Here is a 20963-nt window from a genome sequence, read left to right as displayed (position 1 = left end):
TCTTGCTGGTCAGATCTTGGCGCATCCCGTGACCGGAATGCACAACAGGCCGTCCTGCGGGCCTGCCGGCGCCCGCTACGGCAGCACCACGACCTGCGCGGCGTAGACGAGGCCCGCGCCGAACCCGATCTGGAGGGCGAGGTCGCCGGACCTCGCCTGCCCCTCGGCCAGGAGCCGCTCGGCGGCCAGGGGGATCGACGCGGCGGACGTGTTGCCGGTCTCGGCGATGTCCCGCGCGACCACCACCGTATCCGGCAGACCGAGCTGCTTCTTCATCTGGTCGATGATGCGCATGTTGGCCTGGTGCGGGATGAAGACCTGGATGTCCTGGGCGGTGACGCCGGCCTCGGCCATCGCCTTCTCGGCGACGGGGGCCATCTGGAAGCTCGCCCACTTGAAGACCGTCTGGCCGTCCTGGCGCAGCGTGGGCCAGCCGAGCGAGGGGTCCTCGCGCAGCTCGGTCCAGGAGTGCGTCTGCCGGATGGCGGTCGCCTTGGAACCGTCCGAGCCCCACACCGTCGGGCCGATGCCCGGCGTGTCCGAGGGGCCGACGATCGCGGCACCCGCGCCGTCGCCCAGCAGGAACGAGATGGAGCGGTCGGTCGGGTCGATGATCTCGCTGAGCTTCTCGGCGCCGATCACCAGCACGTTGCGCGCCAGGCCCGCGCGCACCAGGGCGTCCGCCTGCCCGATGCCGTACGCGTAGCCCGCGCAGGCGGCCGAGACGTCGTAGGCGGCAGCGGGCGTCGCGCCGATGCGGTCGGCCAGGACCGCGGCGGCCGACGGCGTCATGTGCATGTGGGTGATCGTCGAGACGATGATCGCGTCGATGTCCGCGCCGGTCAGGCCGGCGGCGTCCAGGGCCTTGCGCGACGCGGCCTCGGCCAGGTCGAGCATGTCCCGGTCGGCGCCGGCCCGGCGCCGCGTGATGATGCCGGTGCGCTGGCGGATCCACTCGTCGGAGGAGTCGATCGGGCCCGCGATGTCGTCGTTCGTGACGACGAGCTCACCGCGCTCCGCGCCGATCGCCAGGATCCGCGAGAACTGGGTGGGCTGGGCCTGCTGCAGGATGGTCACTGGTCTGCTCCGGATGTGCTCGTGCTGTGGGCCGCGATCAGCTCGCGGGCCGCGTCGAGGTCGGCGGGCGACTTCACGGCCACCGTCTCGACACCCTTGAGTCCGCGCTTGGCCAGACCGGTCAGGACGCCGCCCGGGGCGAGCTCCAGCAGGCCGGTGACGCCGCGCTCGGCGAGGCTCGTCATGATCAGGTCCCAGCGCACCGGGGCCGTGACCTGGCCCGCGAGGTTGCGCAGCACGTCGGCGCCGGTGCCGTGCCCGTGGGCGCCGCCCGTGTAGGCCGTCCCGTCGAGGTCCGCCAGGAACGGCAGCGTCGGGTCGGCGGCGTCCCATCCGAGGGCCACGGGCTCGAACTCGGCGCGGGCCGCGTCCATGAACGGCGTGTGGAAGGCGCCCGCGACCTGCAGCGGGATCACACGGGCCCGGGTGGGCGGGTTCTCCGCGAGCTTGGCGAGATTCTCCAGCGCGCCGGCGGCGACGGTCTGGCCGGCACCGTTCACGTTCGCGGGCCACAGCCCGGCGGCCTCGATGGCGGCCAGCACCTCGTCCGGGTCACCGCCCACCACGGCGCTCATGCCCGACGGCGCTGCGGCCGCGGCGGTGGCCATGGCCCGGGCGCGGCGTGCGACCAGGCCGGCGGCGCCGTCGTCGGACAGCGCGCCGGCGACGGCGGCCGCCGACAGCTCGCCGACGGAGTGGCCGGCGGTGACGTCGATGACCTCCGGCGCCTCGCGCCCGTCCAGGACGGCGCGCAGCGCGAGCAGGGAGGTCGCGACGATCAGCGGCTGGGCCACGGCGGTGTCGCGGATCGTGTCCGCGTCCGACGTCGTGCCGTGTGCCACGAGGTCCAGGCCCGCGGCCTCGGACGCCGCCGCGAGGCGTTGGTCGGTTCCGGGCAGCTCGAGCCAGTCGCTGAGCATCCCGGGGGTCTGAGAGCCCTGTCCAGGGCAGACGACGGCGAGCACGCCTCCACTCTGCCAACCCGGGCGGCGGATCTGACGTCGCGACCCGTACCAACCTGGTCGGGGGGCCTTGTGCGGAATCTACAAGGCGCCGCCCGGGGCGACGGGTTAGGGCGAACGGGTCAGCCGCGGCCGAGCTGGCCGAGCGCCAGCGCCACCTGCAGCACGAACGACTCCCGGGCGTCCAGCGGGTCCCACCCGGTGATCTCGGAGACCTTGCGCAGCCGGTAGCGCACGGTGTTGGGGTGAACGTACAGATGGCGTGCGGCGGCCTCCAGGGACCGGCCGGTGCCGAGGTAGGCGGAGAGCGTCTCCAGCACCGCACCCCCGGCGTCCTGCAGCGGGGTGAAGGCCTGGGCGATCAGGGTCGCGCGCGCCGTGTAGTCGCCGGTCAGCACGCGTTCCGGCAGCAGGTCGTCGGCCATCACGGGGCGCGGCGCCTGCGGCCAGGCCGGGGCCGCCGTCAGGCCCGCGAGGGCCGACCGGGCCGACCGCGGGGCCTCGGTCAGGCTCGGCACCTGGGTGCCGATCACCACCGGGCCGGCGCCGAACCGGCTCAGCAGCGACGTCGCGGCGGCGACGAGGTCGCCCTCGCCGCCGAGCACGAGCACGAGACGGTCGCCGTGGATGCCGACGAGGGCGTCTCCGGCGGCGCGGCGGGCCACCCGGCGGATCTCGGCGGTGCGGATCTCGTCCAGCTCCTCGGTCGCCAGGCCCACGACCACGAGTGCGTTACCGCGGCCGCTCCAGCCGAGGGCGGAGATCCGCGAGCGCAGCGAGTCGTCGCCGTCGCCGCGCACCAGGGCGTCGACCACGAGGGCCTCGAGCCGGGCGTCCCAGGCGCCGCGCCACTCGGCGGCGCGCGCGTAGACCTCGGCCGCGGAGAACGCGACCTCGCGGGAGTAGCGCAGCACGGCCTCGCGCAGGTCGCGCTCGCCGCCGGGGGCGGCGATGCGGTCGGAGTGGGTCTCGACGACGTCGACCACGACGCGGACGAGCTGCAGGGTGTGCTGGAGCGAGATGGACCGGGTCAGCTCCGTGGGCGCCGCGGCGAAGATCTCGCTGACGCCGTGGGGCGGCCGGTCCGGGTCGGTGAACCACGAGGTGAACGCGTTGATGCCGGCCTGGGCCACGAGGCCGACGTACGAGCGGTCCTCCGCCGGCAGGTCGCGGTACCAGTTCAGGTCCTCGTCGAGCCGGCGCATGGCGGCGGCGGTGAGCAGGCCGGTGGCCTCGCGGACCCGCTGGAGATTCATCGGGAATCCGGCAGGGTCGGTGCCGGTCTCCTGCGTCTCGTCCGTGGGCCGGTCCACGGACGGCTCCGCCCCCTGGTCGTCCTGGGGGGCGTCGTTCCGCGCGGCCCGTCGTGTTGCTGGCACCCCGGCAGCATACGAGCCCGGGTTGTGGGGAGTCCACAAACGGACTTCTCCGGCAGCGTCGGTCCAGTGTGCGGGTGCGGAAAACTGTAGGGTCGAGGTATGGCCCTGATGCAACGGCTCCGCCGCCTCATCCGTCGGCCCCCGTCCGCGTCCACGGTCGGCACGCGCCGCCTGTCGCCGTCGGCGCCCCGGCGGGGGGACGACGGGCACGAGGACGCCCTGCGCGCCCAGCTGACCGACGATCCCAACAACGAGGAGGCGTTCCGCGCGCTGGCGGAGATCGTCCGCCGTCGGGCCGCCGAGGACCCGACGCTGGAGGACCCGCTGCGGGACTCCGACGAGATCCCCGAGTCGAAGCAGCGCGAGGCGGACCTGGCGGTGTGGGCCCTGGCCGAGGAGCTGGCCGGCCACCCCCGCGGGTGGTACCCGCTGATCGAGCTGGGTCGGCTGTCGCTGGCCGACGACCCGGAGGGCGCCGTCCGCCGGTTCACGACCGCCGCCGAGCGGGACCCGGACGGCCACGCGCTGGTCGAGGGGCTCGCGATCCTGCGGGACGCGGGCATGCCCGTGGAGGCGCTGGGGCTGGGCGTGGGGCAGTGGCGGGTGCGGGAGCACCCGCCGGAGGTCGGCCGGCATCTCGTGCTGGCGGCGTTGGAGGCGGACCGGCCGCACGAGGCCAGGCAGCACCTGCGCTCGCTGGAGACCCACCCGGACGCGAAGGCGACGGCGCCGCTCCGCGCGGAGCTGGCGAAGGCGATCGCGGAAGCCGTCTGACGCCGCGCGACGCAAAGTCACGCTCTACCCAGTCATCGGGCCCGGAACTCACGTGAGTTCCGGGCCCGATGACTGGGTAGAGCGTGACCTGGGGTCAGCTGTCGCCGCCTGCCACGCCCGACGTGCCGGCGTTGACGTCCAGGAGGCGGTACTTCTCCACGGCCTTGGCCACGACGTCGTTCGGCACCTCGCCGCGGCGGGCGAGCGACTGCAGCGTCTTGACCACCATCGACGGACCGTCGATGAGGAAGTGCCGGCGCGCGGCGGCGCGGGTGTCGGAGAAGCCGAAGCCGTCCGCACCGAGCACCGCGTAGTCGCCGGGCACCCACGCACGGATCTGGTCGGGCACCAGGTGGTCGTAGTCGCTGGTGGCGACGAACGGGCCCTGGGCGCCGGACAGCTTCTCGGTCACGTACGGCGTGCGCACGGGCGCGGCTGGGTCCACGAGCGCGTCGTGCTCGGAGGCGAGCGCGTCGCGGCGCAGCTCGTTCCAGCTGGTCACCGACCACACGTCGGCCGAGACGCCCCAGTCCTCCTTGAGGAGCTGCTGCGCCTCCAGCGCCCACGGCACGCCCACGCCGGAGGCGAGGAGCTGGGCCTTGGGGCCGTCCGCGTCGGACACCGAGATGCGGTGGATGCCGCGCTTGATGCCCTCGACGTCGACGTCCTCCGGCTCGGCCGGCTGGACCATCGGCTCGTTGTACACCGTGAGGTAGTACATGACGTCCTGGTCCCGGCCGTCGGAGCCGTCGCCGTACATGCGCTCGATGCCGTCGCGCACGATGTGCCGGATCTCGTAGCCGTAGGCCGGGTCGTACTGCACGACGGCGGTGTTGGTCCCGGCGATGAGCGGCGAGTGGCCGTCCGCGTGCTGCAGGCCCTCGCCGGTCAGCGTGGTGCGGCCCGCGGTGGCACCGATGATGAAGCCGCGCGTCATCTGGTCGCCGGCCGCCCAGAACTGGTCGCCCGTGCGCTGGAAGCCGAACATCGAGTAGAAGATGTAGACCGGGATCATCGGCTCGCCGTGCGTCGCGTACGACGTGCCGACCGCCTGGAACGCGGCGGCGGAGCCGGCCTCGTTGATGCCGGTGTGCATGATCTGCCCCGACTCGGACTCCTTGTAGCTCAGCATGAGCTCGCGGTCCACGGCGAGGTAGTTCTGGCCGAGCGTGTTGAAGATCTTGGCGCTCGGGAAGATCGAGTCGAGGCCGAAGGTGCGGGCCTCGTCCGGGATGATCGGCACGATGCGGTGGCCGAAGTCCTTGGCCTTGAAGAGGTCCTTGAGCAGGCGGACGAACGCCATGGTCGAGGCGACCTGCTGCGTGCCGGAGCCCTTCTTCAGCAGCTCGTAGGACTTGTCCTCCGGCAGCGTCAGGGTGCTCTTCGCCGTCGTGCGGCGCTCCGGGACGAACCCGCCGAGCTGACGGCGGCGCTCCAGCATGTACTGGATCTCCGGCGCGTCGGCACCCGGGTGGTAGTACGGCGGCAGGTACGGGTCCTTCTCGAGCTCGGCGTCCGAGATCGGGATCCGGAGCGAGTCGCGCAGCGTCTTGAGGTCGTCGCCCTTGAGCTTCTTCATCTGGTGCGTGGCGTTGCGTCCCGCGAAGCCGGCACCCAGGCCGTAGCCCTTGACGGTGTGCGCCAGGATGACGGTCGGCTGGCCGGTGTGCGCGCGCGCCGCGGAGTAGGCCGCGTAGAGCTTGCGGTAGTCGTGGCCGCCGCGCTTCATGTTCCAGATGTCGTCGTCGGTCATGTTCTCGACGAGGGCCTTGGTGCGCGGGTCGCGCCCGAAGAAGTGCTCACGGATGAACGCGCCCGACTCGGCGCGGTAGGTCTGGTAGTCACCGTCCGGGGTGACGTTCATCAGGTTGACCAGCGCGCGGTCCTTGTCGGCGTTGAGCAGGGCGTCCCACTCGCGGCCCCAGACGACCTTGATGACGTTCCAGCCGGCGCCCTTGAACTGGGCCTCCAGCTCCTGGATGATCTTGCCGTTTCCGCGCACGGGGCCGTCGAGGCGCTGCAGGTTGCAGTTCACCACGAACGTCAGGTTGTCGAGCTGCTGCTGCGCGGCGAGCTGCAGCATGCCGCGGCTCTCCGGCTCGTCCATCTCGCCGTCGCCGAGGAACGCCCAGACGTCCTGCTGGCTGGTGTCCTTGATCCCGCGGTTGTGCAGGTACTGGTTGGTCCAGGCCTGGTAGATCGCGGACGCCGGGCCCAGGCCCATGCTGACCGTCGGGAACTCCCAGAAGTCCTGCATGAGGCGCGGGTGCGGGTAGGACGGCAGGCCGCCGCCCGGGTGCGACAGCTCCTGGCGGAACCCGTCGAGCTGGTCCGCGGACAGGCGGCCCTCGAGGTACCCGCGGGCGTAGACGCCGGGGGAGGCGTGGCCCTGGAAGTAGATCTGGTCGCCGCCGCCCGGGTGGTCCTTGCCCCGGAAGAAGTGGTTCAGGCCCACCTCGTACAGCGTCGCGACGGACGCGTAGGAGGAGATGTGCCCGCCGACGCTCAGGCCCTCGCGCTGGGCGCGGGTCACCATGACCGCCGCGTTCCAGCGGATCCACGAGCGGTAGCGGCGCTCCATGGCCTCGTCGCCGGGGAAGTACGGCTCCTCGTGCACACCGATGGTGTTCACGTAGGGGGTCGCCATCGACGCGGGGATGCTCACGTTCCGCTCTCGCGCACGGCGCAGCAGGTTGAGCATGACGTACCGGGCGCGGGGTCCGCCCTTCTCGTCGATCAGCCCGTCGAAGGACTCGACCCACTCCTCGGTCTCGGCCGGGTCGATGTCAGGTACGGCGCTGAGCAGACCGTTGATCAGCGGTCCGGTCTCGTCAAACGAAGCCACCAGCTACCTCTCTCGGTGTCGCGCGGCGTGGTCGCGGTTCGCGCTCCCCGCCGCCTCGTCAGGCCCCGTCGCGTCGGCGGCAGCGTCACCACAGCTGGGGTTGCGGCTGTGCACGCCCACGCACAGGTGGTCAGAGCCATTCTGTCCCCTTCCAGCGTGCGCTCACACCATAGGGCGGTCAAGAGTGCGTGATCTGCGTTACGTCGGTGCTGGATCACGTCCGTATTGATACGCGGTATCGCAATGATGAGACTGAGTGCATGACCTCCTCGTTGCCGAGGGCTCATCGATTCATCAATTGGACACCACGCGACCTGGTTGCGAGGCATGGCCGGGGTGCGTGCACTACCTTTGGCGACGGAGAGCCCGACGACGGGCCAGAGAGCACCAGGACGACCCGGCTCCAGGCCGGACAGAGAGAGGGACGATCAACCAAGTGAGCACGGACACCCAGGGCGCGGGGCGCCTCGGTTTCGAGGCCGGCCAGGTGGTGCAGGAGTTCGGCTGGGGCGACGACGTCGACGAAGCACTGCGGGCCGACATCGAGGAGATCATCGGTGGCGAGCTGGAGGACGAGGACTACGGCGACGTCACCGACGGCGTCATCCTCTGGTGGCGGGAGGGCGACGGCGACCTCACCGACGCCCTGGTCGACGTCCTGACGGTCCTCGACGACGGCGGGCTGATCTGGATCCTCACCCCCAAGCCCGGTCGCGACGGCGAGGTGGGCCACGGTGACATCCAGGAGGCCGCGACCACGGCCGGCCTGCAGACCACCAGCACGTTCGCGATCGCGGAGGACTGGTCGGCGACGCGTCTGGGCTACCGCGGCCGCGGCAAGTGACCGTCCTCGCACCGGGAGACCCCGCACCCGACTTCACGCTCCCGGACACGCACGGCACCCCGACCACGCTGTCGGACCTGCGCGGGACGCCGGTGCTCGTCGTCTTCGTGCCGTTCGCGTTCTCCGGGACGTGCACGGGGGAGCTGTGCGAGCTGCGGGACAACATCGAGGACTTCGAGACGGCGGGCGTGCGGCTGCTCGTCGTCTCCACGGACGCCGTGTTCACGCTCAAGGCGTGGCAGGCGGCCGAGGGGTACCAGTTCGACCTGCTGTCGGACTTCTGGCCGCACGGTGAGGTGGCCCGTGCCTACGGCGTGCTCGACGAGGACGCCGGGCACGCGCTGCGGGGGTCGTTCCTGATCGACGGTGACGGGATCGTCCGGTGGAGCGTGGTCAACCCGCGCGGGCAGGCGCGGGACCTGGAGGAGTACCGCAGGGCCGTCGCGGAGGTCTGAGACGGCCGGTCTCGCCAGCTTCGTGCGGTGGGGTGGAAAAGCAGGACCGTTCTGCGGCGTGGGCCAGGTATTGTGGACCGCTGCCGGGGCTCGTAGCTCAGCTGGTTAGAGCGCCACGTTTACACCGTGGATGTCGGGGGTTCGAATCCCTCCGGGCCCACTGGCTGCAGAAACGCAGCCTGACCTGCGTCGACGCTTCCTCCTCTCCTGGACAGCAGTAGACACTTCTGGACTCCTGTGGGCATTCGAATGCCCACCTAATGCCCACGGCTGCTGGCGCCCGTCGCCCACCTCACTCAGTGAGGGGGTCGGTCTCTATGGCAGGTAAGTCAGGTCACCGGGCGTTCGGCAACATCGAGACGCGCCGCAACACGCGGACCAAGAAGGTCTCGGGCTACCGCGCGCGGTACACAGGGCCGGATGGTCAGATCCACCCGCGTTCGTTCGGGGACAAGCTCGCCGCAGAGGCCTGGCTCGTCGAAGAGAAGCGGCTCATCGATCGCGACGAGTGGACTCCACCGAAGTCGCGCGGTGTGGCGGTGGGGCGTTCTCGTGGGTGCCGGTGCCGACGTCGGTGGGGTCGTAGTGCTCCCACCACCCTTCCAGACCCTGCCACAGCAGTGCCCAGGACCGCAGGGAACGTCGTCCCTTGCCGCGAGCGTCGCGGACGGTCTCGGGCTGGTTCAGCCGTTGGATCGCGGCCGCGACGACCTCGTCGACGTCGTCCTGGCTGATCGGCTCGACTGCTTGGGCCGTCGGGTCGGTCGCGGCCAGTTCGGCCTTGACGCGGTCGTACAGCGGGAAGACCGACGCTCCGCCCCGGATCTGCTCGAGGGCGTCGGCGGCCATGGTCCGGATGCGGTCGGGACGCTCGGGGTCGTTTGCGATGTCGGTCAGGGTCGCGATGCGGTCCAGGCGGGAGTAGGACGCCTTCCCGGTGACCATCTGCGCGGCCTGTCGTCGGGAATTGCGCAGGTCAGACGGTCCCGCCAAATTGGCGGGACAATAATTTTCCGTTTTGTCCCCAACGGTCACCTGGCCGGTCGCGTCTTGCGCGGACGGGGTGGTCCCCGGGCGGTCGGCCGGCATGCCAGGTCCGCCGAACTGGGTGACCTGCTTGCGGCGCGCGGCGTCCTCGGCGGTCAGCTGCTTGATCTCCCGGTACAGCTGTGCCGCCTCGACGTCATCGAGAGGCTTGCGCAGCTGTTCTTCGTCGCGCTCGGCCAGGACCTCTTGGAGGCGGTCGGAGATCCCGCTCCTCACCCAGGGGCGGGTGGTGGTCCAGCCCAGGCGCTGGATCGCGACCAGGCGCCGGCACCCGCACACCAGGACCATGTCCGGGGTGACCGTGATCGGCTGCAGCAACCCGACCCGTTGTATCGACGCGGCCAGCGCGTCGATGTCGCCGAGGTCGTGCCGGTGCCGCTCCCCGACGACGATCGCGTCCACGGCCACGTCCAGGCGCAGCAGACCCTCATCGGCGTCCCGCTTCTGGGGCCGGGGTTCAGGCAGCAGCGCGGCGCTCCGAGAGGTGGTGGCACACCGGACGGGGCGTCGGATCTCGGGACTGCTGCACGGATAGGTCCCCCTGTCACCTATCCGTGCAGCAGTCCCGCTGGCCCAACGGGATGAGCGCCATGACGGTCGCCCAGCACGTCTTCACCACCAGCACCGCCGAGGAGCACTGAACCATGGAGGCAGGGCCTGTGGGCCGTGTGGTAAGGGAGAGTCCATCATGGCCTCATGCGAGGAGTGATGATGGGGCGGACGTCGCACGGTGCGCGTTCCTCGTCGAGGAGTCGGGCCGTAGTGATCGTGAACCCGGTCCGGGTGGATGCGGCCCGCCTTCGCGCGGCACTTGTCGCCGAGGAGCGGCGCCAGGGGTGGCGACCGCACGTGTGGTTCGAGACGACACCCGAGGACCCGGGCGGGCAGGCGGCGAGAAGTGCGCTGGGTCATGATCCGGCGCTCGTCATCGTGGTCGGTGGCGACGGCACGGTGCGCGCCGTTGCCGAAGAGCTGGTTTCGAGCGGGATACCGGTGGCGGTCGTGGCGGCAGGGACCGGGAACCTCCTGGCGCGTGAGCTCGGGCTGCGGGTCGGCCTGGAGGAGGCGGTCCGCGTGGCGTTCAGCGGCTCGGACCGCACGATCGATGTGGGCGTGGCCGAGCTCGAGCGCGAGAACGGCCCCGCGTCCACGCACGTGTTCCTGGTGATGGCGGGCATCGGCCTGGACGCACGCATGGCGACAGGCACCAACGCCGCTCTGAAGCAGCGCATCGGCTGGCTCGCCTACGCGGACCCCATCAGCCGGTCGGTGGTGGGCAACGAGCGGTTCCCGATGCACTACCGCGTCGACCGTGCGCGGGAGCGGTCTGTGGGTGCGCACACCGTGATCGTCGGCAACTGTGGCACCCTGACCGCCGGCATCCTGCTGCTGCCTGACGCGGAGGTGGACGACGGTCTGCTCGACGTCGTCCTCCTGCGTCCCAAGGGTTTCTGGCAGTGGGTGCGTGTCGGGTGGCGCCTCATGGTCGGCGGGGTCCTCAACCGGTCGCGGGCGGGCCGTGTGGTGCTGCGGTCCGCACCACGGCTGCGTGCCATGGAGTACGTGCAAGGCCGGAGCCTGTCCGCGCGGTTCGAGTCGCGACAGCACGTCGAGCTCGACGGGGACAGCTTCGGTGAAGTGACCGCCGCCAGGATCCAGGTCCGTCCCAGGGCGCTGACGGTCCGCGTACCGGAACACCCGTCCGTCGGGAGAAACGGAGAGACGCCGGGCGACGGCCCGGCGCCCTAGGGCCTCGAAGCCCCAGGACGCGTTGGGCCCGGTCAGGGCGTTCGGCTGCTGCCGCCGTGCTGGTGGCGTCGAAGCTGGGCGATCCGGATGGTGCCGATCACCAGGGCGATGATGCCCACCCCGACTCCCGCGATGAGCAGGGCGACGGCGAGCGGGACCGACCCCTGCATCCCCAGGAACGAGACCAGCACCGGCTGAGTGTTCTGCAGCATGAAGATGATCAGAGCGACCAGCAGGAGCGCCGCGATGCAGATGCCGACCCAGGCCGCGCCCGCACGGCTCCGGCGAGCCCCGGTGGGATGGGTGCTTGTACGACGTATGTGGCCCGACCCGCGCACGTCGGCGTCTGGTCTGCTGGGGTTGCCGTTGACCGCGGACGGCAGTGGTGGGGTGGGGGTAGGAACGGTGGCCATGACGGCCTCCCTGCGATTCCGGGCCCGCGCACCTCGGGTGGGGCATGTTCGCCCGGATCCATCCCACTCTACGCCCCTCGTCGCCGTGGGCGCGGTGCCTCAGCGTCCGAGCTGGGCTGCCAGAGGGCAGGCGAAGGGGTCGCGCGCGCGGTGCTCGACGTCGTTCAGGTATCCCACGACGATCAGGTAGGAGCGGAAGAAGCTCACCTCGGTGTACGTCACGCCGAGGGTCGAGCAGAACTCGCGGACGAGCGGCTGGACGCGCCGCAGGTTGGGTCGGGGCATGCTCGGGAAGAGGTGGTGCTCGATCTGCCGGTTGAGCCCGCCCATGAAGAAGTCGACCAGCGCGTTGCCGCGGATGTTGCGCGACATGAGCACCTGCCGGCGCAGGAAGTCGAGCTCGGCACCGGCGGGGACGATGGGCATGCCCTTGTGGTTGGGGGCGAACGCGCCGCCCAGCAGCACACCGAACAGGCCGAGCTGCACGGCGAGGAAGGCGGCGGCGATCGCCGGCGGCAGCAGGATCAGGAGCACGGCGACGTTCAGGGTCAGGCGGGTCAGCAGCACGGGAGCCTCCACCCCACGATGCACCACGGGTCCGCGGCCGAGCACGGTACGCACGCTCGCCACGTGCAGGTTCAGCCCTTCGAGCGTCAGCAGCGGGAAGAAGAACCAGCCCTGCCGGCGGGCGAACCAGCGCCGCCAGCCGCGGCGGCCGGCCACGATCGCCGGCGTGAAGGCGATGACCCCGGGCGAGATGTCCGGGTCGCGCTCCTCCTGGTTCGGAGCGGAATGGTGAGCGTTGTGCTTCGTGGTCCACCACGCGTGGCTCAGTCCGACGAACACGTTCGCCAGCACACGGCCGGTCCAGTCGTTCCACGCCCGTGACCGGAAGACCTGGCGGTGGGAGCTGTCGTGGCCGAGGAACGCGAGCTGGGCCAGCACGACGGCCAGTGCCGCGGCGACCAGAAGCTGCCACCACGAGTCGCCGACGAGCACGACCGCGGTCCAGACCAGACCGAAGGCGACGACGGTACCGATCAGACGCGTCCAGTAGTACCCGTACCGGCGTCGGAGGAGCCCCGACTCGCGCACCACCTTCGCCAGGACCGAGTAGTCCCTGGTCACCGTCCGGACTTGACGGCGGGCCCCTGTCGTCCTGCCCGAGGCCGGCCGCTCACTCGAATCGGACATCTTCTGCCTCGGCTCTCACCCCGGCCGCGCGCGCCGCTTCCGCTTCGCTCCACCGAAGGCGTTCGTCGTCGCGTCGCGCGCGCTCGGCGAGCACTTGCTGCTCCACCTCACGCAGCACCCTGGCGATCTCGGAGGCCAGTCCACCGGCCAGCATCGCCAGGTTTGTCCCTGCGATCTCCAGACGGCGGTCCGCGACCTTCAAGGACACCCCTCGGTAGCCGCGCTCGGCGAGCATCGCTGAGACGCTCGAAGCCTCGATCAGAGCGCGTTCCTCGGGAGAGACCCGCCGGGAGAAGACGGCTGAGACCAGGTACCGCTCCGGCTCGTCCTCCGTACCGAGCTCGTGCGGGAGAGCGGAATCCAGCACACCGCGCAGGAAGAGCCCACCTCGGGCGACAGGCTCGGCGTCAGGTGCGCCGGCAGCGCGAGGAACATCCGGCTCGAACCCACCGTCGTCGTCCCACCGTGCTCGTCCGGTGTCCTCGACGGGAGCGGGCCGCCTCGTCGACGAAGACACTCGATCAGCCTCAGACTGGCCTTTCTGGCCGTCATCCATGATTTCATCATACGCCCGCGAGTTCGGCACCTGTGACCTCGCCCGCTCAGTGCTTGCGGAGGCGACCGGCGGCGTCGGTTCTGCGGGTCCGGGCTTGGTCGCCGTGTCCGTTGGCGCCAGGACGTCGGCGATCGCCCGCAGCACGGTGACACGTGACCTGGTGACAGATAGGAGGCTCTCGGGTCTGGTGTCGTTTCGACTGACTGGGGGATCTCGGAATCTGGCTGCTTCTTGTGTGAGGCGGTTCTCGGTCACCACCGGCAGAGCCGGTAGTCGAGGATCGGTGAGATCACCGAGCTCGCATCGTGCATCCTTCCTTCCGGTGCTCACCTCGCTCGTCTACCTCATCGCGCGCGGACGCGGCATGGCTGATCGGCAGCTCAGGGTCGTCGCCGAGGCTGCGCACCTCGTCCCGGTCGGTCCAGGCTCGGCGGCCGTGGCGGAGCGCACGTCGATCGTCCCGCCGTGGGCGGTGACGATCGACTCGGCGATGGCCAGGCCGAGGCCCGTCGACCCGCCAGCGCGGTTGCGGGCGGTGTCGCCGCGGGTGAAGCGGTGGAAGAGCGTGGTGCGCAGGTCTGCGGGGATGCCGGGGCCGTCGTCGGAGATGGTGAGCTGGACGGTGTCACCGGTGCGCCCGACGCGCACGTCCACGTGGGTGCCAGGCGGGGTGTGGGTACGTGCGTTGGCCAGCAGGTTCGCGAGAACCTGCTGGAGGCGTGCCTCGTCGCCGGTCACGAGGAGGTCGCCCGCGGGGTCGGTGCTGCCGGGGTGCGCGTCGTCGTCCGGTTCGTCGGGCAGGTGGAGGGCCCAGGCGTGGTCCGGGCCGGCGGCGTGCGCGTCCATGACGGCCCCGACGGCGAGGGCTGCCAGGTCGACGGGTGACTGGTCGAACTGTCGCCCGGCGTCCAGGCGTGCCAGCAGGTCTTCGAGGAGTGTCTGTGCAGGTCAGGGCAACTTCCACGGTTTACACCGTGAAGGCGTCGGGATGGACGACGTCGTTCTACGTGGTGCCGGGCACGCCCCGCTTCAGTCCTGGCACCGCGCTCCTACGCCCAACGCCACTCGACCCCCGACAGAAACCCGACAGATTCAGCCGTCACTGACCGTCACCACTGGACTAAACTCGCACTCACGAGGGTGACTTCCCGCCCCGCATTCACTGCGGGCCAGAGTCATCAGTGACAGGCGTATGTGGCCGTCACCTGCAGAAACGCTATCCAGTGGAGCGGCGGAGCAGGTAGGCGACCACGGATCCAGGGGCCCCGGCGTGCGGCTTGATTGCGCGTCGGCCCGGGATCAGAGGGTCGCTGGTTCGAATCCAGTCAGCCCGACCCCGTGATGCGACACGGCATCGGAACGGCCTGAACCTACGGATCGTAGGTTCAGGCCGTTCGTCGTCGACGGACGCCTACGACGTGACGACGCGCGGGCCGGTCTCCGGGAGCGGACCGGGCAGCTCGACGCGGGTGTGCGCGGCGGCGATCGTGGCCGGCCGGTGCGCGATGAGCAGGGTGGCGCGATCGGTGGCCCGCGTCAGGAACTGCATGATGGCCGCGTCGGCGTCGGGGTCCAGGGACGCGGTCGGTTCGTCCAGCACGAGCACGCGGGGGTCGCGGAGCAGGGCGCGGGCGATGGCGACGCGTGCGCGCTGCCCTCCGGAGAGGCCGGTCCCGTGCTCGCCCACGGGGGTGGCCAGGCCGAGCGGGAGCCCGCCAGACGGGTCGAGCAGACCGGCCGCCCGCGCCGCGCGGTCGATCATCGTCGCCGTGGCGCCGGGGTCGCCGAGCGTGATGTTGCTCCGCACGGTTCCGCGCAGCAGAGGTGATCCCTGCGGTACGACGGCGACCAGGTGGCGCAGGCCGGTGTCCGGAAGGTCGCGCAGGTCGGTCCCGTCGACGCGGACGGCGCCTCCGTCCGGGTCCCACAGGCGCAGCGCGAGCCGCGCGGCCGTGGTCTTGCCCGCACCGGACGGCCCGGTGAGGGCGACGACCTGCCCGGGGCGCACGTGCAGGCTGAACTTGTCGAGCACCGGACGCCCCGCGCCGTAGGCGAAGGTGACGTGGTCCAGGACGAGACCCTGCTCGTCCTGGACCGAGGGGGAGCGACCTGCGGGACGGCGGTCGACCGCCGGCGGGGTGGCGAGCACATCGCCGACCCGCTGGGCGGCGGCCCGCAGGGTGCCGGCGTTGCGCAGCAGGTCGGCGATCTGCGCGGCGGGGCCGAGGCCTGCCACGGCCACGATCACCGCGAGCGGGACGTCGGCCGGGGCCACGGCGCCGCGGTCGAGCAGCACGATGCCGATCGCACCGAGTGCGGCACCCGCGAGGGAGACGTCGGCGATGCCACGCTCCAGACCGAGGCGCCGGGCCTCGCGCACCTGGGTGCGTGCGTGCCTCCGGGTGTCCTCGGTGATCCGGTCGAGCCGGCTGCCGAGGGCGTCCGCCCCGGTCAGCTCCCGGAGCCCGCTGACGGTGTCGAGCAGCTCGGACCGCAGCCCGGCGGCCCCGGCGGCCAGTGCGGCGCCGTCGCGGCGGGCGCGGCGTGCGGTAGCCAGAGGGGCCGTGACACCGACGAGCAGCAGCGGCACCCACACGAGCAGCAGCAGCGGGCTGAGCGAGACGGACACGGCTGTGCTGACCGAGAGGACCAGCACGGCGCTCAAGGTCTGCGCCACGGTGTGGGCGTAGAGCCATTCGAGGGTCTCGATGTCAGCGACGACGGTGGTCACCATGTCGCCGGTGCGCTGCCGGCGGGTACGCGTCGGCAGCGCACCGTGCAGGGCGTCGAAGACCCTGCCGCGCAGCAGGGCGATCAGCCGGTAGGCCAGGTCGTGCGAGACCCATGACTCCCGCCACGCGGTGGTGGCGGCCAGCACCCCGAGGGCGCCCAGCCCTGCGGTCAGCGCCCTCAGGTCGACAGGCTCGCCCGCCACGACCCGCCCGACGGCGACGGCGAGGCCGAGCGCGATCGCGAGCACGGCGCTCTGGGTGACGACGCTCCACACCACCGTCTCGACGAACAGGCCCCGGTGCGTGGTGATGACCGGGAGCAGCCGGAGGACCGCTCTCACGACGCACTCCCCGCCATGAGGACCCGTGCCGGGGGTGGTCCGTCGCCGCTGGCGGTCAGGCGCCCGTCGCGCAGAGCGATCCAGCGGTCCGCGTGCAGGCAGGCGCCGGCCCGGTGGGCGATGACGAGGACGGTCCGGGCCGACGAGTCCCGGGCGACGGCGTCCATGACACGCTTCTCCGTGTCGGGGTCCAGCGCCGAGGTGACCTCGTCGAGCACGAGGACCGGAGCCGGTGAGAGGAGTGCGCGGGCGATGGCGAGTCGCTGTCGCTGGCCGCCGGAGAGCTGCTCGCCGTTCTCGGCCAGCACGGTGCCGTACCCGTCGGGCAGGGCGGCGACCACGTCGTGGACGTCGGCGAGGCCGCACGCGTGCTCGATCTCGGCGTCCGTCGCCGCCGGGCGGTACAGGCGCAGGTTGTCGCGCACGCTCCAGGCGAACAGCACGGGATCCTGCGGCACCACGACGACACTGCGGCTGCGCGCACCGCGGGTGTAGGCGCGCAGGTCGACGCCGTCGACGCGGACCTGGCCGGCGTCCGGGTCGATGTCGCGTTCGAGCAGCCGCGCGAGCGTGCTCTTGCCCGACCCGGACGGGCCGACGACCGCGACGGTCTCACCAGGCGCCACCCGCAGGCTCAGACCCCGCACGCCGGTGGTGGTACCCGGGTAGCGATAGGTGACGTCGTCGACCATCACGGACCCGGTGGGGGCGGGAGCGGCGTGGGCACCGTTCTCGATCACGGCCGGTCGTCCGGACAGGAGCCGTTCCAGCCCGTCCACGGCGGTCAGGCCGAGATAGCCGGCGTGCCAGGTCGTCCCCAGGTCCTGGACCGGCCGGAAGCACTCCCGGGCCAGCAGCAGCACCGTCATGGCCGCCGTGGCGCCAGCGCCGCCGGAGACGACGGCGGCCACGGCGGCGAAGACGACCAGGACGGTGCCGAGGTGCAGGGCCACGCCGCTGACGAGCGTCTCGACGAGCGAGAGCCGGAGCTGGGCCATGGTGGACACCCGCAGTCCGTCCGCGTCCGCCGCGATCCGGGCGGCGATCCGGTCGGTCGCACCGAAGGACCGCAGCAGCGGGATCTGCTGCAGCGCCTCGACATAGTCCGACGACAACCGGGTGAACCGGTCCCAGCGCCGCCGCCCGGTGCGCAGGAGCCGGGCGTCCCAGACCCGCGGGGCGAGTACCGCTACCGCGGTGGCGACGGCGAGCACGGCACCGGCTCCCGCCGAGCGCGTCCAGACGAGCGCGACGACGACGGCGGGGACGACCAGCACGACGATCAGCTGCGGCAGGTAGCGCGTGTAGTAGGCGTCCAGGCCGTCGACCCCGTCGAGCACCGTGGCGGCGGTACGCCCGGAGTCACGCTCCGCGACCGGTACGGTCGCGAGCTGGAGCAGCAGCCGGCGCCGCAACCGGATCCGCACCTCCGCCCCGACGCGTGTGGCGGTGGGCTCCCGGGCCCCGATCAGCACGCCGCGGAGCAGCGCGATGCCGGTCAGCGCCGCCAGGCCGGGTACGAGGTCGCCGTCGCCGTGCACCACCGCGGTGACGACCGACCCCGCGGCGAGCGCGAACGCGATGTGCAGAACGGACAGGACGACGCCGAGGCCGGCCAGGGCGAGGATCGCCCCTGACACGGCCCCGGCGAGCTGGAGCAGGCGGCGGTGGACCACCGGTCAGAACGCGTCCGGGTAGAGCTGCTCGGCGATGTCCCGCACGATCGAGACGTTGCCCAGGGTGCCCGGGAACACGTCGGCGCTGGACACGGCGATCAGCCGGTCCTCGCGCACGGCGGGCATGTCGGGGAACGTGGTGGTCAGGTACTCGCGCGTCGCGGCCTCGTGCTGCTCGTCGTAGGCCGAGAACACCAGTGCCTCCGGCTCCTGCGCGGCCAGTGCCTCCGGGGTGATCGTCGCGGCGAAGAACTCCGCGAACGCCGGGTCGTCGGGCCCGTAGACGTTGTCGGCCCCGGCGCGGCGCAGGATGTCGTGCTCGACGCCCGCGCCGATGGCCTGCAGCGTGCTGCCCTCGACGTAGACCTGTGCGACGCGCAGCTTGTCGACGTCGGCGACGGCGGCGGCCACCTCGTCCAGCTCCGCCTGGCTGACGTCCACGAGGTCCGCCGCCTCGTCCTGGACGCCGAAGATCTCTCCGACGTTCTCCAGGTCCGTGAACAGGTCGGTCACCTCGCCGGACATGCGCCGGTCCGCGCAGCCTCCGGTGGCCACGTAGACCGCCGCCCCGGCCTGCTCGAGCTGCTCGATGCTGGCGAAGCCCTGCTCCGCGGTGAACTCGTAGGTGGTGGGCGAGTACACGAAGTCGGGCTCGACGGCGAGCAGGTCCTCGCGGCTGGGGGGCATCGCCTCGCCGATGACGGGGACGTCGCCGGCGAGCGGCGCGACGTCGTCGGGCAGCTCCTGCGCGGTGGCCTGGGCCTGCCCGGCCAGCCGGTCGGCGAGGCCCAGGCGCAGCAGCAGCTCGGTCTGCGCCGGGTGCATGCCGACGGCGGCCGCCGGGGCGCCGTCGACGACGACCTGGCGGCCGCAGTTCTCCACGGCGACCGGTTCCGCGGAGCCGGACGGCCCGGGGGTGGCCGTGACCGACGACCCGCACCCGGCCAGGAGCAGGGCGCCTGCGGTGAGCGTGGCGGCGGAGCGGTAGCGGGCGTGTGCGGTGGGGATCATGTCGGGATGCTGCTTTCTGCTCGGGCTTCGGGGGAGCCGGTGGTGGGGTGGCCGTCGGCCGCGGAGAGCGGGCGGAACGAGAGGACGGGCTGTTCGGCGTCCCCGTGCACGCGGACGTCGACGCCGAAGATGCCGCGGATCAGCTCGGGCACGAGCACCGTGGCGGGCGGCCCGGCGGCGATGATCCGGCCGGCGTCGAGCACGACCACCTCGTCGCAGTACCGGATCGCGAGGTTGAGGTCGTGCAGGGCGGCGATCACGGTGCGGCCCAGGCCACGCACCGTGGTCATGAGCTCGTGCTGGTGGCTGATGTCGAGATGGTTGCTGGGCTCGTCCAGGACGAGGACGGGGCTCTGCTGGGCGAGGGCCCGTGCGAGCATGACCCGCTGGCGCTGGCCGCCGGACAGGGTGGCGACCATCCGGTCGGCCAGGTCGGAGACGCCGGTGCGCCGCATGGCGTCGGCGACCACGTCGAGGTCGGCCGGGGTGTCCCTGCCGAAGGCGGCGTGGTGCGGGGCGCGGCCGAGCAGCACCGTCTCCTCGACGTTCAGGTCGAAGTCGGTCGGCGCGTCCTGCAGCATGACGGCGACCGCCCGGGCCGCCTGGCGGCCGCTCAGGCGCAGGACGTCCTGCCCGTCGACACGCACGCCGCCCACCCGTGGGCGCACCGCCCGGTAGAGCGTGCGCAGCAGGGACGACTTGCCGCTGCCGTTGGGCCCGACCAGGCCGACCACCGTCCCGGGCTCGATGGTCAGCGACGCCCGCTGGACGACGTCGCGGCCGCCGAGCCGGACGGTGACGTCGTCGAACTCCACCCTCATCGTCCGAACCCCGCCCGTTCGGCGCCGCCGCGGCGCATCAGCCACAGGAAGAACGGTGCGCCCACGAATGCCGTGAGGATCCCGAGCGGAACCTCGGTCGGGGCCGCGACCGTGCGTGCCAGGAGGTCGGCGGCCATCAGGAAGACCGCGCCGCCCATGACCGTCACGGGCAGCATGCGCCGGTGGTCGGCACCCACCGCGATCCGTGCGACGTGCGGCACCACCAGGCCGACGAAGCCGATGCCGCCCGCCACCGAGACCACGGTGCCGGTCAGGAGGGACGCCACCACCAGCAGCACACCGCGTAGCCGGCCGGCGTCCACGCCCAGCGACACGGCCGACTCGTCCCCGGTCATGAGCGCATTCAGCGACCGGGCCAGGACGAGTGCGGTCACGCCGGCGACGAGGAGGGCGACGGCGGGGCCGACCAGGCTGGACATGGTCGCCGCCGAGACGCTGCCCAGCAGGAAGAACAGCACGCTGACCACGTTCTGGGCGCTCGTGGAGATGGTCAGGTAGCTCGTGACGGCGCTGAACAGCGTGCCCAGGGCCACTCCCGCCAGGATCATCCGGGTAGGGGACAGTGCGCCGTCCTTGCGGGCCAGCACCGCCACGCAGACGCAGGCCCCCAGGGCGCCGGCGAACGCCGCGATGTTCAACGACAGACCGCCCAGCGCCGCCGAGCCGAGCACGATCACCAGCACCGCGCCCACGCTCGCGCCCGACGACACGCCCAGGACGTACGGTTCCGCCAGCGGGTTGCGGACCGTGACCTGCATCAGGGCCCCGGCCAGTGCGAGACCGGCTCCGGCCAGGCCGGCGAGCAGTGCGCGCGGCAGGCGGAACTGCCAGACAGCCTGGTCCTGCAACGGCGTCAGCGACCCGTCCGACATCCACGGCATGCCCGGCAGCAGGTGCCCGAGCACGAGCTGGGCTGCCTGGACCGGGCTGACGGCCACCGAACCCACCGTGCCCGAGACCACGACAAGCAGGCAGGCGGAGAGCCCCAGTGCGGCGCACAGCAGCCAGGTCCTGCGGACGAGGCGCCGTCGGACACGACCGGGCGCTGACAGGGCGGGCCTCGACG

The 20963-nt window shown here is 72.0% G+C and carries 18 protein-coding genes and 1 tRNA gene; 5 read left to right on the top strand and 14 right to left on the bottom strand.

What is annotated here, in order from left to right; translation table 11 throughout:
• Nucleotides 1-75 precede the first annotated feature (75 nt).
• The 3 genes from ACIBBF_RS04205 to ACIBBF_RS04195 all read right to left on the bottom strand — a co-directional run bounded on the left by ACIBBF_RS04205 (nt 76) and on the right by ACIBBF_RS04195 (nt 3418).
• On the bottom strand, nt 76-1077 hold the full coding sequence (locus ACIBBF_RS04205; RefSeq protein ID WP_397410826.1) for a beta-ketoacyl-ACP synthase III: 1002 nt from the start codon (nt 1075-1077) through the stop codon (nt 76-78).
• Nucleotides 1074-2042, bottom strand: a complete 969-nt coding sequence (locus tag ACIBBF_RS04200; RefSeq protein ID WP_397410825.1) for an ACP S-malonyltransferase — start codon at nt 2040-2042, stop codon at nt 1074-1076. Before ACIBBF_RS04200 ends, ACIBBF_RS04205 begins: the two co-directional genes overlap by 4 nt.
• Before the next feature lie 119 nt (nt 2043-2161).
• On the bottom strand, nt 2162-3418 hold the full coding sequence (locus ACIBBF_RS04195) for a PucR family transcriptional regulator (protein WP_397410823.1): 1257 nt from the start codon (nt 3416-3418) through the stop codon (nt 2162-2164).
• Nucleotides 3419-3517: 99 nt separating this feature from the next.
• On the opposite strand from ACIBBF_RS04195, the gene ACIBBF_RS04190 reads away from it, so the two are divergent.
• The gene (locus ACIBBF_RS04190; protein ID WP_397410821.1) at nt 3518-4192 is read left to right on the top strand and encodes a hypothetical protein; all 675 of its coding nucleotides are present in this window, start codon (nt 3518-3520) and stop codon (nt 4190-4192) included.
• 94 nt (nt 4193-4286) lie between these two features.
• On the opposite strand, the gene aceE is transcribed toward ACIBBF_RS04190, so the two are convergent.
• Complete coding sequence (gene aceE / locus ACIBBF_RS04185; RefSeq protein ID WP_397410819.1) at nt 4287-7037, bottom strand: pyruvate dehydrogenase (acetyl-transferring), homodimeric type; 2751 nt, start codon at nt 7035-7037, stop codon at nt 4287-4289.
• Between the two features lie 436 nt (nt 7038-7473).
• On the opposite strand from aceE, the gene ACIBBF_RS04180 reads away from it, so the two are divergent.
• The 3 genes from ACIBBF_RS04180 to ACIBBF_RS04170 all read left to right on the top strand — a co-directional run bounded on the left by ACIBBF_RS04180 (nt 7474) and on the right by ACIBBF_RS04170 (nt 8496).
• Nucleotides 7474-7881, top strand: a complete 408-nt coding sequence (locus tag ACIBBF_RS04180; protein WP_397410817.1) for a DUF3052 domain-containing protein — start codon at nt 7474-7476, stop codon at nt 7879-7881.
• The gene (locus ACIBBF_RS04175; RefSeq protein ID WP_397410815.1) at nt 7878-8336 is read left to right on the top strand and encodes a peroxiredoxin; all 459 of its coding nucleotides are present in this window, start codon (nt 7878-7880) and stop codon (nt 8334-8336) included. Before ACIBBF_RS04180 ends, ACIBBF_RS04175 begins: the two co-directional genes overlap by 4 nt.
• Nucleotides 8337-8422: 86 nt before the next feature.
• A tRNA-Val gene (locus tag ACIBBF_RS04170) sits at nt 8423-8496 on the top strand.
• Between the two features lie 332 nt (nt 8497-8828).
• Here the strand turns inward: ACIBBF_RS04170 and ACIBBF_RS04165 are convergent.
• Nucleotides 8829-9785 (bottom strand): ParB N-terminal domain-containing protein, encoded by a 957-nt coding sequence (locus tag ACIBBF_RS04165; RefSeq protein ID WP_397410813.1) that lies wholly within the window; start codon nt 9783-9785, stop codon nt 8829-8831.
• A gap of 360 nt (nt 9786-10145) precedes the next feature.
• On the opposite strand from ACIBBF_RS04165, the gene ACIBBF_RS04160 reads away from it, so the two are divergent.
• Nucleotides 10146-11132 (top strand): diacylglycerol/lipid kinase family protein, encoded by a 987-nt coding sequence (locus ACIBBF_RS04160; RefSeq protein ID WP_397410811.1) that lies wholly within the window; start codon nt 10146-10148, stop codon nt 11130-11132.
• 32 nt (nt 11133-11164) lie between these two features.
• On the opposite strand, the gene ACIBBF_RS04155 is transcribed toward ACIBBF_RS04160, so the two are convergent.
• The 9 genes from ACIBBF_RS04155 to ACIBBF_RS04115 all read right to left on the bottom strand — a co-directional run bounded on the left by ACIBBF_RS04155 (nt 11165) and on the right by ACIBBF_RS04115 (nt 20886).
• Nucleotides 11165-11545: a lipopolysaccharide assembly LapA domain-containing protein gene (locus tag ACIBBF_RS04155; protein ID WP_397410809.1), complete on the bottom strand. Its 381-nt coding sequence runs from the start codon at nt 11543-11545 to the stop codon at nt 11165-11167.
• Between the two features lie 99 nt (nt 11546-11644).
• Nucleotides 11645-12673 carry a fatty acid desaturase family protein gene (locus ACIBBF_RS04150; RefSeq protein WP_397410807.1) on the bottom strand — a complete coding sequence of 343 codons (1029 nt, stop codon included), beginning with the start codon at nt 12671-12673 and terminating at the stop codon, nt 11645-11647.
• Between the two features lie 49 nt (nt 12674-12722).
• Entirely contained in the window at nt 12723-13295 is a 573-nt protein-coding gene (locus ACIBBF_RS04145) for a hypothetical protein (protein ID WP_397410805.1), read from the bottom strand.
• Between the two features lie 339 nt (nt 13296-13634).
• Complete coding sequence (locus tag ACIBBF_RS04140) at nt 13635-14141, bottom strand: sensor histidine kinase (protein ID WP_397410803.1); 507 nt, start codon at nt 14139-14141, stop codon at nt 13635-13637.
• 565 nt (nt 14142-14706) lie between these two features.
• Nucleotides 14707-16368, bottom strand: a complete 1662-nt coding sequence (locus tag ACIBBF_RS04135) for an ABC transporter ATP-binding protein (RefSeq protein ID WP_397410801.1) — start codon at nt 16366-16368, stop codon at nt 14707-14709.
• On the bottom strand, nt 16365-18044 hold the full coding sequence (locus tag ACIBBF_RS04130; RefSeq protein WP_397410799.1) for an ABC transporter ATP-binding protein/permease: 1680 nt from the start codon (nt 18042-18044) through the stop codon (nt 16365-16367). Before ACIBBF_RS04130 ends, ACIBBF_RS04135 begins: the two co-directional genes overlap by 4 nt.
• Before the next feature lie 3 nt (nt 18045-18047).
• Entirely contained in the window at nt 18048-19055 is a 1008-nt protein-coding gene (locus ACIBBF_RS04125) for an ABC transporter substrate-binding protein (RefSeq protein ID WP_397410797.1), read from the bottom strand.
• Nucleotides 19052-19876 (bottom strand): ABC transporter ATP-binding protein, encoded by an 825-nt coding sequence (locus tag ACIBBF_RS04120; RefSeq protein WP_397410795.1) that lies wholly within the window; start codon nt 19874-19876, stop codon nt 19052-19054. Before ACIBBF_RS04120 ends, ACIBBF_RS04125 begins: the two co-directional genes overlap by 4 nt.
• On the bottom strand, nt 19873-20886 hold the full coding sequence (locus ACIBBF_RS04115; RefSeq protein WP_397411750.1) for a FecCD family ABC transporter permease: 1014 nt from the start codon (nt 20884-20886) through the stop codon (nt 19873-19875). Before ACIBBF_RS04115 ends, ACIBBF_RS04120 begins: the two co-directional genes overlap by 4 nt.
• Nucleotides 20887-20963: the final 77 nt, after the last annotated feature.

The organism is Promicromonospora sp. NPDC050880, from assembly GCF_044456525.1.
Classification (GTDB): domain Bacteria; phylum Actinomycetota; class Actinomycetes; order Actinomycetales; family Cellulomonadaceae; genus Promicromonospora.
This window is presented reverse-complemented; position numbering and strand designations above follow the sequence as displayed.